Consider the following 14,613-nt stretch of genomic DNA (forward strand, 5'->3'; position numbering starts at 1 on the left):
TAACCCCGTTCGGTGATCTGCGCGACCGCGTCCCGCTTGAAATCGTCACTGTAAATGTTGCTGCCCATCATGGCCTCCTTGCTTCAGATTTAGCTAAGAAGGCGTCCACGATACACGGGGCTATTCAGGGCTCTTGGCTGACTGTCCGCTTCCCAAAAGTGGGCGCGGTGCGTTCGCTACCGCAGCGAAGGTCTGCTCCCTGCCCAACCGCCGAACATGCTGCGCAACGCGAACGACCGCCTCGGTGAGGCTGCGCCACAGCTTTGCGATCTCAACGGATTCATTGCAGCGTTCGAGCACTGGATACTGTAGATGGGAGGGGCGACGGACAAGATCTGGCTGCAATTGCGGATGGCGGAGGCGATCGCGCACCGGAGGGGAAAGGCGAAGGTCGTGCAGAAGTCCACTTTAACAAACTGAAACGAGCTGATCGACTACTGCCAAAGGACTATGGCCCACTTCGACAGCGAGATGTTCCGTGTCCTGTTCCTGGGTGCTCGCAACGTCGTCATCGCGGGCGAGGAGCAGGCACGTGGGACGATCGAACACGTTCCGGTCTACCCGCGTGAGGTTGCCAAATGCGCTTCGGCGCTATTTGCTTCCTCCATGATCTTCGTTCACAATCATCACTAAGGAAGCATGACACCTAGCCAAGCCGCCATTGCGATGACCACAGCCATCGCGCGCGCGTGCGAGACCGTCGATTTCGGTCTCCATGACCATGTCATCCCCGGAAAGGGCGAGGAATTACCGTTCTGCAGTAAAGGCCTGATTTGCGCGAAAATCAATCGCTGTTTCACGGACTTCGGACTCGTCTTCGGGATCACGATCGGCATGCTTTGCTCCCCGGTCATCGCACAGGATGTCAGTCCCGCATTGATCACCGGGACTGCAAAAGTGACCGACGGCGACGGGCTCACGATCGGCCCTGTCCGAATCCGGCTTCACGGCATTGATGCCCCTGAGGATGGTCAGACCTGCGCGGCAGCTAATGGTTCCGATTGGTCCTGCGGTGCGAACGCAACACGGGCGTTGATGGATCTCGCTTCTGGCAAAGCGGTGACCTGCGAAGCGCGTGAGCAAGATGGCTACGGCCGGATCATCTCGATCTGTTCGATCGATGGACAAGATCTTTCGGAATACATGATGCGCAACGGTCTAGCCTGGGCCTACCGAGAATACAGTTTGGACTACGTCGATCTGGAAGAAGTGGTTCGCGGAACACAGGCCGGAGTATGGCAAGCGCCCACTCAGACACCCTGGGAGTTCCGGGGAGATCGCTGGCAGCGTGCGGTCGATGCTTCACCGGGCGGCTGCCCTATCAAGGGCAACATCGCGCGGGACGGTGAACGGATCTACCATACACCGTGGTCGAAGTATTATGGTCGCACTCAGATCAACGTCGCGGCTGGAGAGCGGTGGTTCTGCGACGAAGCGGAAGCGACCGCTGCGGGATGGCGCGAAGCGCGTGGCGGCTGATCGCGAGGTGATAGCTGACACAACCCTCAACATTGACACCCTCGTCTAAATCGACATCGATGCCTGAGGGCTGGGCCTAGGCTCGTGGCCGATCGAAATCGGTCTGATCTGGATCAGTGGACATTCGGTGCTTCGCTGGTCGAGCTTCACCCGATTGGAGCATGATCATGGGTGGGCCCGGATCCTCACTTGGACTACCGACGACCCGCGCATGCGTTCACCGAGTACGAGGCCGTCGCCGGCGCCATCAGTGCAGGTAGAGCGGACATCACCGATGCCATCTACACCGCACTCGAGACATCGCCTGAGCGGCACCGGGCCAGACATGACGCTACATGCCTGTGATTCAAAATCTTCGGAGGAGTGAAGCGGTCGTTCGACGCGTAGAGTGCAGGTCAAAGACCGCGGTGCTGACTAGAAACGCCCTGCATCCGGGCGCGCTACCGCCAAGCGTATCTGACATAACTTGCAAATGTTCCTGTTATATTCTATATATAACTTCTAGTCGCCGTTGGAGGTCTAACATGGACACGTCAACTTCTGTCTTGCCTGCCAACTCCCGTCAGCTTGCTTATGCCCGATCCTTGGCGCGGAGAAACCGAACTCTTCTACCGGTCGAGATACAGCAGGATCGCCGTTCGCTGAGCGCCTGGATCGATGCGCAGGCTCGAATGACACCGGCATCGGAGTATGACCCGCGGCCGACGTCCCGGCAGGTTGCCTTCATTAAGAAGCTCGCGCGGATTAAGCGCCGTGCGGTCCCGGACGAGTGCCATCGGGACAAGGATCTGATGAGCCGTTGGATTGATGCCAACAAGTAGCGAGCTGCGGAATCCGGGCTCACCTATTGTCGTAAGCAGACAGCACTTTGCTTCTTATCTGGGCCACCCCTCCATGTCGGCACCTGCAAAGATACGATGCTTTGCAAACAATCATCTATCCATGACCTGAGACGTCCTATCTGTGTAGGACGTCTGTGGATGCACGACGACAGCTGCCGGTAGATCGATCGATAAAGATGCAGACCGTTTCCCTAGGCGCGCGCCCGCTGCCCGGATCACCGAGACCGAACCGCGAGATCTTTGCGATCGGCGATGTCCACGGCCAGGCTGATGTCCTGCGGGCGGTTCTGACCGAGATCGCAAACACCCCGGTGCCCCCGGGCACAAAAAGGATCCTGATCTTTCTTGGTGACCTGATCGATCGCGGCCCTGACAGTATCGGCGCCGTGTCGACCGCATTGAAGACTCAGGAGGCCATCGGAGCCGATCGGATGGTCCTGCTTCCCGGCAACCACGAGCTGTTCCTGCTTGACGTCCTGAAGGGCGAGGACCCCGCGCTGTGGGTCTCGAATGGTGGCCGCGCCGTGATGGAGGAGGTCGATCCGTCATGGGCGGAGCTGCCATGGCCTGTGGCGCGGGACAAGCTTGTTGCGGCACTCCCGCACGCGTGGATCCAGAGCATCAAGGCGGCACCCTCGCATGTGACAATGGGCGATCTGCTCTTCGTCCACGCCGGGCTCGATCCACAGGCGGATCGCGAGACGTTCCTCGAACGGCACAGGCCCACGGACGACTTGCATTGGGCGTGGATCCGCAACGAGTTCCTGATGTGGGACAAAGGCTGGGACCGCACCGCTGACGGAGAGCCCGTGCTGGGCCCCACCGTGGTCGTCCATGGGCACACACCGGCGATCCGGACGCTCCTGTCAAAGACGCAAGCCGAGTTGCCCCTGATGGATGCCGTCGACACCCACCGGGCAATCTGTCTCGATGCGGGCGCGGCCTCCCGCCCGCAGATTGGCTGGGCCCGGTTCTGGACCGAGGGTGACCGCGGCGTGGTCGATATCAAAGCGACTTTCGAGGAAGGGTAGCGTCTGCACGCGGCCCAACGGCTATCACTTTCGTGCTGACTAAAGGCCTGTCCGAAAGCTCGGCGCAGTCGTCGGTCGTCAAACTGCAGCAGCGCTAACGGATCGAAGGACGGACGGGAACACGCAACTTCTTCGATGCTACAGAGGTTGTGTCACCCTTTAGAGAACCTTTTCGGAAGAGTGATCGTCGCCGTGGCGGACTCCGGTTTTCAACGATAAAGCTGAAATTACGTATCACCGGGATCTACCTAAAGCGTTCTCAATGTTTTGGCGAATATGCTGTATCGTAAGGCCTATGATGCCGAGCTTCATAATAGGGCGAGGACTTCAGGATGGCGCTTCACGACATCATCTACAGGGTATTTAGGGTATGCCCTTGCAAAGCTTAGAGACGGTGCTTTTCGAATTTCCGGACAGGCCCATGGGGCCTACACCAGCACATCGACGCGGCGCGTGGAGACGCCGCCAATCCACGCCTCTTGCATGACGGCCACCAGCGCCTGTTCCAAGCTTTTCCGCGCCTCGAGAATACCAAGGAAGTAGCTGCCTTAACGCAGCCTCGGCACGTGCAGGTTCAAAGTGCCCGAACGGGTGTCGAGCGATCGGTCGCGGTAGCCGTTTCTCCATGTGGTCCGTTCGCCGCTGTGTTCGTGCCGCCCAGCACCAATAAGGCCGTCCACGTCGGCCTCCATGATCATCTGCAGCACCGCCTCGGAAATGCTGCACAGTAAATCGCCCTGCTCGTGTTTGGCCATAAGCTCGGAAAAGTCCATGTTGGTCTTGGTCATCGGGGGCTCCGTATGGTTCAGGTTTAAGCGTTGAAACTCCACCTCAATCCTACACCTCGATGGCCACCCGGGATCACACCGTCAGCGGCGTCGAAATAAAACAGCACCCCGAACACCGTCGGCCATATTTCCGACGTGGAGGGCAGTCTCGACTGCGAGAAGATATATTAGAAGAGCACCTAATCGTTCACATTGGCAAGCTGCTCACTTGCCTCATGCGAGTTCTTGAACTTTAGACAATATACCCTTTACCTTAGCAAAGTTTTGTCACACTCTATTGTGACACTGCGACGTCAACGTGGTCAAATAAACGAGCAGTATCAGACAGTTAAATTTTTTGGGTATGGCGCTTCGATCCCTACCGCCGGAGCCAAGAAAATCAAGGACTTAGCGCTCGCCCGCTAGGTCCTTTTTCTTTCCGAGTACAGCATTAGCACAGGAAACAGTGCTTGGTTCTTGATCCGTCTTGGTTGACATCTCTTGTCGTCATTGTGCTGACCCGTTCGACTTGAACTCATACACCTTTGTTCTTCCGACACCTTTGGAGAAATTCTCTGCGTCAAACTCAGCTGGACGGACGTAAACCACCCTGTTTACCGGTAGAACCGCGGCTGCTATTCCAGAAACCATCGTCTCGAGCTTGCCACCCGTAAGTGCGATCTCGTAGTTTGATCTGAGCGCCTGATAGGCTTCGAGATGGTTTTCGAACACAGCAGCAAGGAGGGCACTTGGATCATCGGCCGAAAACAATATGGCGGAACCAAGCTCTCCACTTCTCGTGGCAATGCTAGCAGATTTCTGGGCTACTTTGTGCCGATAACTATCCCCAGAGGGGACAAAAACATCGATCTCATCATATGTAACTTCTTCGACCAAGTGCAAAAGCCGACCATGCTTTGCTGAAGAGAACGCACAGAGTTTTCGGTTTCTTGATGGGTCAGAGTGAAGTTCCTCAACGACAACGACGCCATAGGGGAGCTTGTCTCCGCTCAAAATCTCAGAAAGAGTTTCGACTCCCGCGTCTCCCCAGAAATCTACGCCATCCCCAATTGCCGCGCTAAGATCAGTCTCAGTCGGCTGATATTCGTTTGGTTCAGTAATTGCAGCCCATACTTCACCGTTCTTTGTGAACGACTCTTTGATCAACTTAAAAATCGCGGGCTTCGTAAGACCCGACGCGTCGATAAGCACTTTTCCATGAAGTGCTATATCCACGCCTGAATTCAACTCATCACTTCTTACTTTCTGAAAGCTCGCCCCCACTTCCTTCGCCAGCTGTTGCGTTTCGGTCAGTTTTCCTGGAATACCATATTCAATTGCAACGATATTTTTTGGACGAACATGGTGAGCCAACCGTTTAGCAGAAGGAAGGCATCTTTCCTCAAAACCCAATGATACCACTAGATTTTGAATGCAAGGGGCCTCTTCGAGTTCTATCGTTCTTACTCTAGGAATTCCGTGAGCGTTAACTACATCACGAATACTGGTGGATTTCTTGAATTCAGGAAAGGGAAGCTCAGGCTCTTTCGCCGCATCCTCAGGTACGTTGGTCGGGCTTTCAGCATGTAACTCCAGCTTGGTTGCCTCACCTTCTTCTGCAGCTCCGAACCTGCGTGTGTGTGCCCTCAGGTTTTTCGCCCCATCTTCAGTCTTAAGCCACTCCAAAAGCTGCTGCCCGTTTAGTTCAAACCGATCACGGTCCGACAGTCCAATGAGCTTCGATATGCCCAGGATTTTCCGATATGATAGCTGGAACTGTTGAACTGGATCTGAGCCACTTGACTTTGAACGAGATGCAAATTTGCGGGGATGAAGAGCAAAGACACCAGCATCCACAAGTTCAAGAAGTTTCTTAGTCTGCTCGGTATCATTGCCAACAAGCGTGACATTCATCGAAGTAATTTGCCGCAGCCGATCCTTCTCGGAACGATTGGATGCCAAAAGCTCTTGATGTGAGGCATCCGCAAAGTCCAAGGCGACCTTTTTTAGGCTGAAGTCCGTCTTTAGCCGTTGGTCACGACTATTAAGCTGAAACAGCTGATTTGAGCAAAACGTTTGATATACCCTGTGTTGATCGTTGCTAGGCACCGGCAGTCTATCTGGCCTTGCACTACGCAAGATCTCCTGATAGAGCGCGATGATTGTGCCCAGATCACCAATGCAGACACCTCTGAGCGCAGAGAAGCCGTGATAGATCCCCTCCGGCGGCGCTGAGAAATTAGATACCAAGCTTATCTTTCGCGCAATACTGACCAAAGACGCGTTACCTAGAATTTGCTTTGGAGATAGGTTTGCCAATTCACCACCCAGCGCTTTCATCCTGCGTGACAAAATGCTCTCCAAGAAGCTCTCGCCAGACTTCGGGTCCTTCAGCTGTTCTAAAACCTTACTTCCTAGGTCGAATGGCAAATAGTCTCTCTCCCCCGACGCGAGGTTTATCTGTCCGGGTGACTTTATTGAAAGAAAGAAAGTTTGCGTTTCAGACGTGATTTTGAAAGAACATGCGGGCTCCTGCACAAGAAGGGTCGAAACGACCAACTCGATTTCTTCTTGATCGAGGTACCTTGTCGAAACGTCATCTAGTAAAAATGCAATTTGCATTTCTCGCGAGCCAATAAGCACATTTTGAACAGCCTTGGCCAACAAAACAAATGATTGCCAAGGTTCAGTTTTGAGCACAGGGGAGGAATGGTTTGACGACCAAAGCTCCGCATCTACGAGCAACTGCGTTTGCAGATCGTCAAGTGAGTCTGTGCGCTCGATAGGGTTGTCACGATTAACCTGACCAAATATCACACCCGCGAGTCGGTGAGCAGCTTCGGTATCAACTGTGCCCTGAAACTCTTCCTCTAAGTGATTCAGAGCGTCGCATATTCGGCTTGAATATACCAAAAACAACTTAGCAAAAAACTGCGCAACTCGATCCTCTTTCACCTCCCCCTTTTCATTCGTATCTGAGCTGACACCAAGGTGACGAGCCGATGCATACACTCCAAGGTATCCATCTCCAAAGAGAGCGGCTTTTCTGGCTTCCTGCGTTAGTTGCTCCTCCTTGGTTGCAACAATTCGCGCATGTAATTCCAACGACCTCAGTAACATCGTCTTACCGCAACCGCGCATACCTGTAATGATGACTGGCCCACCTGAATTCAATTCAGCATGCCACTTTTGCTCTGGGTCCACCATCAACGTAGGAACATGCCAAGACTCCAGTGTTTGGGCGTTGCGGTGCTGGGAAAGACTGCTCAAGTTCAATGGAGACGCCCACGCACGATGGTAACGCTTGCGTGCATTCGAGTAGGCCTCGCGAATTCTCTCTACAAAGTCCTGATGATCTTGATCTGCTTGGTTTGCCTGCGGAGCACTCAATTCTAGCGCCAGATGCCTCAGATAAAACGCCAAACGAGCGCGCAGGTCAGATTTTTCCAGATTATTGCTTGACAGTATTTCTGAGAACCCAAGCATATGCTTCGATACCCATTGTATGTCACTCAAGTACGATTGACCCTCTCGCCTTTGTGAGTCAGCCGACCCTAGGTCGATGGCGACGGCTCTAACACCTTTTTCAATCGCATCAGCGCGGTATGAACCAGGCGGCAACCGCTGGACGATTACATTCCCGGCATGCAAGTCGTTGTGATTTAATCTTTTCTGATGAAGTTCACGAAGGAGGTTGAGTAGGTCACAAGTGAGCTGGATCGCAATCTCTGGAGTGAGTTCTACGCTGCGGTCGTATAACTTATCCAAAACGTACCCATCAATGTATTCCATTTCGATGCAGTAACATTCGACCTTCTCTGATCCAAAAAACACTGTTTCTTCGAACGGCTCCTCCGTTATCTGAACAACAAACTCGGCGTTTTCTGCGGCTTGAAAGTGATTATCGACCTCGGCGGAAAATTTCGCCTCTTGTCCCGTGTAGAATGATTTTGGAACGAGTTTCAGAACTCGCTTCAAACCGCGTCGACCCTTTGCAACCACGTACGTCGCACCGTAAAACCCGCGTGAAAGAGACTGCTCAATCTTATATTCACGCACTGCAAGAGGCGGGTTTTCCAGTACGTAGTTGAAGGCCTTTCCACATACGCACGCATCCCCTAAAGTTGTGGGAGCTTCTGTAGGAGTGTTGCAAAAAAAGCAGCAATAATTGCTCTTAGAAGTCAATTTAGCACCAACTGGTAGAGGTAAGGCATGAGGCGATCTCCATATCTGGTAGCCGATGATAGACTGGGGGACGTGCTCTCGGCAATCCAAACTCTTGGAACCTACAGGTTTTACAAGTTTTCACCCGAGAAATGGTCGGCACGCATAAGCGGCGATAGTACCACAGCTAAGCACTGGGAGCAGGTGTTCCGCGAGCATCCAGAGTTTTTTCGGTTCAGTTCGGATGATGCTAAGGTTTCCTTGGTGCTGCGCCGACAGAAACCTAAACTGTTCGACGTCGACACGCTTCAGATGGTGACCCGTGCGGAACGAGATGGGCGCGATACCGACGGACAAGCTCGCATTACAAGGGCACCTCTTGAGGCGGGGGAGCTGCAGATGCTGATAAATGTAGCTAACGGCCTCCATTCGAAGGCTCTTCAAGATAGGCAGGATGGCCGCTGGTGGTTACCGTTGGTAGCGACAGTGTTTTCTGCAGTTATCGGACTGGCGGGTGTTTGGCTGGGTGCAACACTCAAATCTGCGCCTCAGGACTTGGACCAGCCTTCTCTTGAAGCAGGACCAACACCTACTGACTAGCCGAGACAACTTACGGCGGAAAGCTGCTGTTAATCCAATCAGAACAATAATAGAACAAGGAAATTGGGCTGACAAGAACGACGGCATGTCCTACACAAGGTAATGAGACGGCAGGAAGGAACATATCAAGATGTTGACCTCAGTGGAACTTTGTGCGGGAGCGGGCGGACAGGCCCTCGGACTTGAGCAAGCGGGCTTTGGTCACGAGGCTTTGGTCGAGATCGACGCCCACTGCTGCGCGACCTTGAGGCACAACCGGCCCGAGTGGAAGGTGATCGAGGAAGACCTTCGTCTGTTCAAGCAGCGGGCCGCCGACTTCTCGGGAGTTGACCTCGTCGCGGGTGGTCTTCCCTGTCCGCCGTTCTCCGTGGCAGGCAAACAGCTAGGCGAGAAGGACGAGCGCAACCTGTTCCCGGATGCCGTAGAGATCGTCGACGCCATCCGCCCAAAGGCCGTGATGATCGAGAACGTCCGTGGCTTCCTGGACGCCGTCTTCCACGATTACCGCGAGGGTCTCAAGCGCCAGCTTGGCCGTCTGGGCTATGAGACGGACTGGCGACTGCTAAACGCTTCCCACTTCGGCGTCCCCCAGCTTCGGCCCCGCGTCCTCATCATTGCGTTGCAGAAGGACCTGTCGGACGGCTTCGAATGGCCCGAGGAGGAACACCGCAACCCGCCCACCGTCGGCGAGACGCTCTACGACATGATGGCGGCGAGGGGTTGGCCCGGCGCCGAGGCATGGCGGGACCGTGCGGACGAGATCGCCCCGACCATTGTCGGAGGCTCGAAAAAGCACGGCGGACCTGACCTCGGGCCGACTAGAGCGCGCCGTGCCTGGGAAACTCTTGGGGTCAACGGCAAGACATTAGCCGAGGAGGCTCCCGGTTCCGACTTCGTCGGTATGCCAAGGCTGACGGTCCCAATGGTCGCCCGGATACAGGGCTTCCCGGACGATTGGCACTTCACCGGTCGAAAGACTAACGCGTACCGGCAGGTGGGCAACGCATTCCCACCGCCCGTCGCACGCGCGGTAGCAGAGCGAGTTTCTGCTGCGGTCCATACCCGACCGCTGCTGAGGGCAGTCTAGACTCCCGCGTCTCCCCCTGCGAAAGTCACCGCGATTGAATATCGTGGTGCAAGTCGTTGAAGAAAAAGATTCCCGCTAGTGCCGTCACGCCCGGTCATCCAGATCATAACATACTGTCGAGCATCGCCGCTGACCTAAATCGGCGGGCAATGACACGAAAACCGAAGGACAGGGCCGGCCCGCTCCATGACATTTTGCCGCCTCTCTACCGCGTAGAGATTGATGGTGTGATCCGGACACCGCTCACCGGAAGACGCAGCTACGCCCAGCTTGAAAAGGTGGAGCGCACCTATATAGGGATGCTTGTGGAGATGATGCTCCGGGCGGAACTAGAACTACCGCGCGGGAGAAAGCTCGATACCCGTCTTTGCGGCCACGAAGTGGACATAAAGCATACGATGGGCACGAGCTGGATGATCCCCGGTGAGGCTGTTGGGCACCCGCTGATTCTGAGTGCCGCAGACGAAAAGACCTCGCTCTGTTACCTCGGGCTGGTAGTCGCCCGACCGCAATACTTGAGGGGCGGGCAGAACCAGGACAAGAAGACAAGCCTCCGTGCAGACGCTTGGGAAAACATCCTTTGGCTCTACCGCGAACGCGCATATCCGCCGAACTTCTGGCGCAGCTTAAGCGACGCACAGGCGGATTTCATTATGGACGGCAACTCGGGCAACGAAAGGATGAAGCGGTTGTTTCGTACCGTGCAGGGCGTCCCGATCATGCGAGAAACCATCGTGGACGTTGCGAAGCAGAAAGACCCGACACGGCGGATTAGAGCGGACGGCCCGCGCGGCACCCGCAACACCTTGCTCGCAGAGGGCATCTTGCTTCTGTCCAGCAACTATGATGGCCCATTGATGCGTGAACTTGGGTTGCCGGTTGGCGACTTCGTATCGTTTACACCAAAGACGGCCGACGAGTTGGATACCGCTCGAAAGGCGGGCTGGCCAGTCTAGTGGCGGACAAGATCACCCCGGCTCGCCGCAGCGAAAACATGCGGCGCATCAAAAGTACGGGCATGAAACCCGAGATGGTCGTACGCCGTCTGGTTCACGGCTTAGGCTACCGGTACAGGCTGCACCGCAAGGACCTGCCAAGCAAGCCTGACCTCGTCTTCGGGTCCCGACGCTCGGTGGTCTTCGTTCACGGATGCTTTTGGCACCAGCACGACTGCCGGGACGGCCGGGTGCCGTCTTCCAATCGGCAATACTGGGAGTCAAAGCTCGCCCGCAATGTCGAACGTGACAGGAAGACCCAGCAAGAGCTCGAATCCGCGGGCTGGCGGGTGCTGGTGGTCTGGGAGTGCGAGATAAAAGACGAGGCAACCCTGGCGGATCGCCTCGTCGCCTTTCTGGGGGGAAGGTCGCCATCGCCCTACGCTGACGGCGTCAGCCTTGGTCGGAAGACTTGACCTTCCTGCGGATCGGGATGTTCACGCCCTTCTTGCGCAGAACGGCGGCGACCGAGGCCACCGAGCGAACGGAGGTCTTGGCGTCGGGGAAGTCGGTCATGACCCGATCCACAATGGCAGTGTAGCCGAGGTCTGGGTCAATCAGCAATTCTTGGACCATCGAGCCGATGGTTTGCTTTGGCTCGGCGCCCTCGGGCATGTGGACCTTGGTTTCGCGTATCTTCTGATCGACCGTCTTCTCCTCGCCCGCGGGCGTTGCGGCCGGTTTGGTGTCGGCCGCCTCAGGCATGTCAGCCGCACGGTCACCGAGGACGCCGCACTCGACTACGATCGAGCCGGGGTGCTCTCCGCACTTCTTCTCGGCCAAGTCGGGACGACCGCAGAAGCCGACCGCGCCCCATCCCTCCTTGCCTTCGACAAGGACGGCGTGGGTATAGGTCCGCTCGCTCTTGCGGACGTGCTCCGAGCCATCGGGAGCCGTCGCGACGTAGGTGGTCTTGGTCATGGCTGTTCTCCTTCTCAGCGTTAATGGGTCCACATTGTCGTGATGTGGGAAACCCGCGAGCCCCGCTGAGCGCTCACATATTGCTTCGGAAATGGGCTGGAACCTCCGGCGCTAGGAGCGCCGGAGGCATCGGTAGGGGATTAGGCCGCGTGGCGCTTCGATGGCTTGTTGCCGCCCCCTGCCACCCACAGCAGCTCTTTGAGCAGTCGTTCAGCCACGGCAAGCTTGACGAACAGCTCCATGTCCATCTGCCCGGCGCGCCGCGCAAGTTCTCGCTTCTCTAATAATAGGTCGTAAAGGGGCCCGTAGAGGCTCCAGGGGTGCTCACGTCCAACCAGTTCGACGAGTGCCGGGATCGCGCCCCCGATAAGGACGTGCTCGCCGTCAGGACCGTCGCGCCGCATCTCATCCATAGTCGCATGGGCCATCCGGTCCCAAGGGACGGTAAGGGTGAGGCGGTCCTCCGCGTCCGTAGCAGATCCAATTCGTTCGATCTTCAGTTTGGTCTTGGCTATGTAGTCTCTCCTTCACAGAACGGAGCCCCTGCTGAGGCGCCTGCGAGGGAGAGTCTCACAGTGTCAACCCTGCGGCATACCCTCGTTTGAGAGCGCGCGGTCGGTTAACCCTCTAATAGTAATTACGTAATGGAGGTGAGAAGGCTCGCGTCTCGGGTGGAGACACGGGCCATTTCAGTTGACGGCCAAGAAAGCCGTCAGCGAACGAGATTCTTGCGAGCTTCGTCGAGCTCCATGGATGTCACCCCGCCGCGTTCCAGCTCCTGCGCGTCGTCGCGGGTGAGCATGAGCGACCGGCCCATGTCGGTGTCGAGCGCCTGCGAGTAGGCCCTCTCGAAGGTCTCGCCGGGCTGCTGGATGCTCTTGGCCAGCTCGTCGAGCTGCCGCTCGGCTTCCTCGCGGTTTGCTGCGGCGGCCTTTTGCACGTCTGTAAACTTGGTCATAACGTTATCCTGTGATTGTGCGGCCGCGTGGGCTGTCGCGACCTGTTCCTCCAGGAGCTCTACCTCTTTGGCGAGCTCCATCACTTCCTCGGCGTCGGCCTCGTCGCGCGGCAGGCGGGCGAGGGCGTTCTCCAGTTCAGTCTTGCGGTCCTCCAGCCGCTTGAGTTCCGCGGCGTGGCGCTGGCCATCCTTGGGTCTCATCTCGCTTTCTCCATCTGTTCCAGTTCCTGTCTTGCCTCGCGGGCCACGTTCGGTTGTGGGCTGTCGGCGCGCACACGGAGCAGCTCCGTCCGCAGGCTCTCGGCGACGCGTTCCTCCGCGTCAGCCAGTGTGATCGCGTGGCGCTCGCGAATTGCGGTCTCGACGCCCAGGGCACGGGCCAGTCCCATGCCGCCTGCGCTCACCAGCGTACGGACCAGGACCTCGTTCTGCCGGTTGGCGACCAACCCGCGTTCGATCGGGGTCACATCGCCATTCGCGGCGGACGTGGCTCCAAGGTCCCTACGGACAGCCTCCTGATAGGCGGGCCACGCTTTCGAGAGGGCCGTCAGCGCGTCGTCCACGGCTCGGGCCAGCTTCGCCCGCTCGGCGGTGGCCTCGAGCGCCTTCTCAGCGCGCACCGTCCGCTGTCTGCGTTCGGCACTCGCGGCGGCAGCGCCCAGGCGTTCCTGGAGCTCGGCGAGGGCCTCGTCCACGATGCCGATACGGGTTGCGATGGCGGCCGAGGTGTTGCCAGGCTTACTGCCCTCGATCAGGGCGTCCCGTTCCTCGGCGCGCGCCTTGTCAAGTTCTCCGGTCAGGCGCTCGCGGACTGCCCGCAGTTCGCCGACCCTCTTTTCCAGTTCGTCTCTCTTCATGTGCAATCCTCGGCCTCCGAATGTCGGGAGTGGCGGACGGCCTTGACCCCGTCGTAAAAGGCCAGCCGTCCGCCGTGCGTACCCGGTTCGAGAAGGAGGCTCTGACGGAGCGACCGGGCACATTCGAACGATGCCGCGTCGGCTCGGTGCGGGGGACCAGCGTATGAATGTCGGGCGTCAAATGCTGGCGGATCACGCGCCCATGAGGTCCAGCTCCATCTGCCGCAGCAGCTCGACCGGTGTGCCCTCGGTCGAGAGGAAGCCGCCGGGGTTCTCCTGGACGTCGGAGCGGTAGGAGCGCCAGCACCGGGCGTTCGGGCAGTCCACCCCCGCTGCGATGAACGCCTGCATGGCTGGGCGGACCCATCCGCGCGGGAAGTGCGTCGAGCCGTGGACGTGATACATGGAGGCCAGCAGGCGGATGGCATTGGCGCGCATCGATAGACCGGGGAGCGGCGGCAAGTCGGCCACGGCCTCCTCGACCAGGGCCTCGGCCTCCTTCTGGGTGGCGGCGTACCGGATCACCGGCAGCGGCGGGACCGGCCTCGCCTCGCCCGGTTCAGTCATCATGCACTACGCCCATAGACGCGAGGCGTCGGCGCTTTCCCTCGATCATTTCGAAGCGCTCGTCCTGCTGCCTCTCCACCTCGGCGAACTCGCGTTCCATCTCGGCCAGCTGTTGCTGCTCGCGCGTGATGATCCTCTTCGGCGTCTGGTCCATCGTCGGTCTCCTGGTGAGAGTTTACGACGCACGATGCCGCGCGGGCGGTTCCGCGTAAGCCAGTTGACCTGCCACGGGATTTTTCCTCCACCGTCGATTAGAGTCCGGCCCAACCTGAGGACGGACAATGAAGCGAACGAGATTCACGGACGATCAGATCATCGGCATCCTGGCCGAGCATGAGGCCGGCG

The 14,613-nt window shown here is 57.4% G+C and carries 14 protein-coding genes and 2 pseudogenes; 8 read left to right on the forward strand and 8 right to left on the reverse strand.

The annotated features are described in order from the left end of the window. Positions 1 to 429 precede the first annotated feature (429 nt). The 4 genes and pseudogenes from EU805_RS17985 to EU805_RS17095 form a co-directional block, all read left to right on the forward strand. Positions 430 to 744: pseudogene (locus tag EU805_RS17985) on the forward strand (JAB domain-containing protein); the annotation flags it as partial. Positions 745 to 834: 90 nt separating this feature from the next. Next, positions 835 to 1,479 (forward strand): thermonuclease family protein, encoded by a 645-nt coding sequence (locus EU805_RS17085; protein WP_165352014.1) that lies wholly within the window; start codon positions 835 to 837, stop codon positions 1,477 to 1,479. 524 nt (positions 1,480 to 2,003) lie between these two features. Continuing rightward, positions 2,004 to 2,300 (forward strand): hypothetical protein, encoded by a 297-nt coding sequence (locus EU805_RS17795; RefSeq protein WP_129765190.1) that lies wholly within the window; start codon positions 2,004 to 2,006, stop codon positions 2,298 to 2,300. Positions 2,301 to 2,455: 155 nt separating this feature from the next. Beyond that, positions 2,456 to 3,352, forward strand: coding sequence for a metallophosphoesterase family protein (locus EU805_RS17095; protein WP_129765191.1), 897 nt, complete (start codon positions 2,456 to 2,458; stop codon positions 3,350 to 3,352). Between the two features lie 369 nt (positions 3,353 to 3,721). Here EU805_RS17095 and EU805_RS17100 read toward each other — a convergent pair. Next, a pseudogene (locus EU805_RS17100) lies at positions 3,722 to 4,125 on the reverse strand (transposase); the annotation flags it as partial. A gap of 501 nt (positions 4,126 to 4,626) precedes the next feature. After that, positions 4,627 to 8,097 (reverse strand): hypothetical protein, encoded by a 3,471-nt coding sequence (locus tag EU805_RS17105; protein ID WP_129765192.1) that lies wholly within the window; start codon positions 8,095 to 8,097, stop codon positions 4,627 to 4,629. Positions 8,098 to 8,376: 279 nt separating this feature from the next. Between EU805_RS17105 and EU805_RS17110 the strand changes: the two genes are divergently transcribed. From EU805_RS17110 to EU805_RS17125, 4 genes are all read left to right on the forward strand, one after another. Then, positions 8,377 to 8,883, forward strand: a complete 507-nt coding sequence (locus EU805_RS17110) for an N-carbamoyl-L-amino acid amidohydrolase (protein WP_129765193.1) — start codon at positions 8,377 to 8,379, stop codon at positions 8,881 to 8,883. A gap of 130 nt (positions 8,884 to 9,013) precedes the next feature. Next, positions 9,014 to 9,970, forward strand: coding sequence for a DNA cytosine methyltransferase (locus tag EU805_RS17115; protein ID WP_129765194.1), 957 nt, complete (start codon positions 9,014 to 9,016; stop codon positions 9,968 to 9,970). Between the two features lie 56 nt (positions 9,971 to 10,026). Continuing rightward, the gene (locus EU805_RS17120; RefSeq protein ID WP_129765195.1) at positions 10,027 to 10,926 is read left to right on the forward strand and encodes a NaeI family type II restriction endonuclease; all 900 of its coding nucleotides are present in this window, start codon (positions 10,027 to 10,029) and stop codon (positions 10,924 to 10,926) included. Continuing rightward, positions 10,926 to 11,381, forward strand: a complete 456-nt coding sequence (locus EU805_RS17125) for a very short patch repair endonuclease (RefSeq protein WP_129765196.1) — start codon at positions 10,926 to 10,928, stop codon at positions 11,379 to 11,381. Before EU805_RS17120 ends, EU805_RS17125 begins: the two co-directional genes overlap by 1 nt. Here EU805_RS17125 and EU805_RS17130 read toward each other — a convergent pair. From EU805_RS17130 to EU805_RS17545, 6 genes are all read right to left on the reverse strand, one after another. Next, positions 11,359 to 11,886: a hypothetical protein gene (locus tag EU805_RS17130; protein ID WP_129765197.1), complete on the reverse strand. Its 528-nt coding sequence runs from the start codon at positions 11,884 to 11,886 to the stop codon at positions 11,359 to 11,361. The two genes, EU805_RS17125 and EU805_RS17130, sit on opposite strands and share 23 nt — an antisense overlap. A 140-nt stretch (positions 11,887 to 12,026) precedes the next feature. Further along, a complete protein-coding gene (locus EU805_RS17135) occupies positions 12,027 to 12,314 on the reverse strand; it encodes a hypothetical protein (RefSeq protein ID WP_165352012.1) in 288 nt (95 codons plus the stop codon). Between the two features lie 284 nt (positions 12,315 to 12,598). Next, entirely contained in the window at positions 12,599 to 13,045 is a 447-nt protein-coding gene (locus EU805_RS17140) for a hypothetical protein (RefSeq protein WP_129765199.1), read from the reverse strand. After that, positions 13,042 to 13,701 (reverse strand): hypothetical protein, encoded by a 660-nt coding sequence (locus tag EU805_RS17145; RefSeq protein WP_129765200.1) that lies wholly within the window; start codon positions 13,699 to 13,701, stop codon positions 13,042 to 13,044. Before EU805_RS17145 ends, EU805_RS17140 begins: the two co-directional genes overlap by 4 nt. A 192-nt stretch (positions 13,702 to 13,893) precedes the next feature. Further along, positions 13,894 to 14,271: a hypothetical protein gene (locus EU805_RS17150; protein WP_129765201.1), complete on the reverse strand. Its 378-nt coding sequence runs from the start codon at positions 14,269 to 14,271 to the stop codon at positions 13,894 to 13,896. Next, a complete protein-coding gene (locus EU805_RS17545) occupies positions 14,261 to 14,422 on the reverse strand; it encodes a hypothetical protein (protein WP_165352013.1) in 162 nt (53 codons plus the stop codon). The genes EU805_RS17150 and EU805_RS17545 overlap by 11 nt, the downstream gene beginning before the upstream one ends. Positions 14,423 to 14,613 lie beyond the last annotated feature (191 nt).

Origin of the sequence: Salipiger sp. IMCC34102, assembly GCF_004145405.1 — a bacterium.
GTDB lineage: Bacteria > Pseudomonadota > Alphaproteobacteria > Rhodobacterales > Rhodobacteraceae > Loktanella.

Coding starts and splice junctions, on each gene's coding strand:
- EU805_RS17150 (WP_129765201.1), bottom strand. CDS start 14,271: ATGATGACTGAACCGGGCGAGGCGAGGCCGGTCCCGCCGCTGCCGGTG.
- EU805_RS17130 (WP_129765197.1), bottom strand. CDS start 11,886: ATGACCAAGACCACCTACGTCGCGACGGCTCCCGATGGCTCGGAGCAC.
- EU805_RS17545 (WP_165352013.1), bottom strand. CDS start 14,422: ATGGACCAGACGCCGAAGAGGATCATCACGCGCGAGCAGCAACAGCTG.
- EU805_RS17135 (WP_165352012.1), bottom strand. CDS start 12,314: ATGGCCCATGCGACTATGGATGAGATGCGGCGCGACGGTCCTGACGGC.
- EU805_RS17795 (WP_129765190.1), top strand. CDS start 2,004: ATGGACACGTCAACTTCTGTCTTGCCTGCCAACTCCCGTCAGCTTGCT.
- EU805_RS17085 (WP_165352014.1), top strand. CDS start 835: ATGCTTTGCTCCCCGGTCATCGCACAGGATGTCAGTCCCGCATTGATC.
- EU805_RS17140 (WP_129765199.1), bottom strand. CDS start 13,045: ATGAGACCCAAGGATGGCCAGCGCCACGCCGCGGAACTCAAGCGGCTG.
- EU805_RS17115 (WP_129765194.1), top strand. CDS start 9,014: ATGTTGACCTCAGTGGAACTTTGTGCGGGAGCGGGCGGACAGGCCCTC.
- EU805_RS17145 (WP_129765200.1), bottom strand. CDS start 13,701: ATGAAGAGAGACGAACTGGAAAAGAGGGTCGGCGAACTGCGGGCAGTC.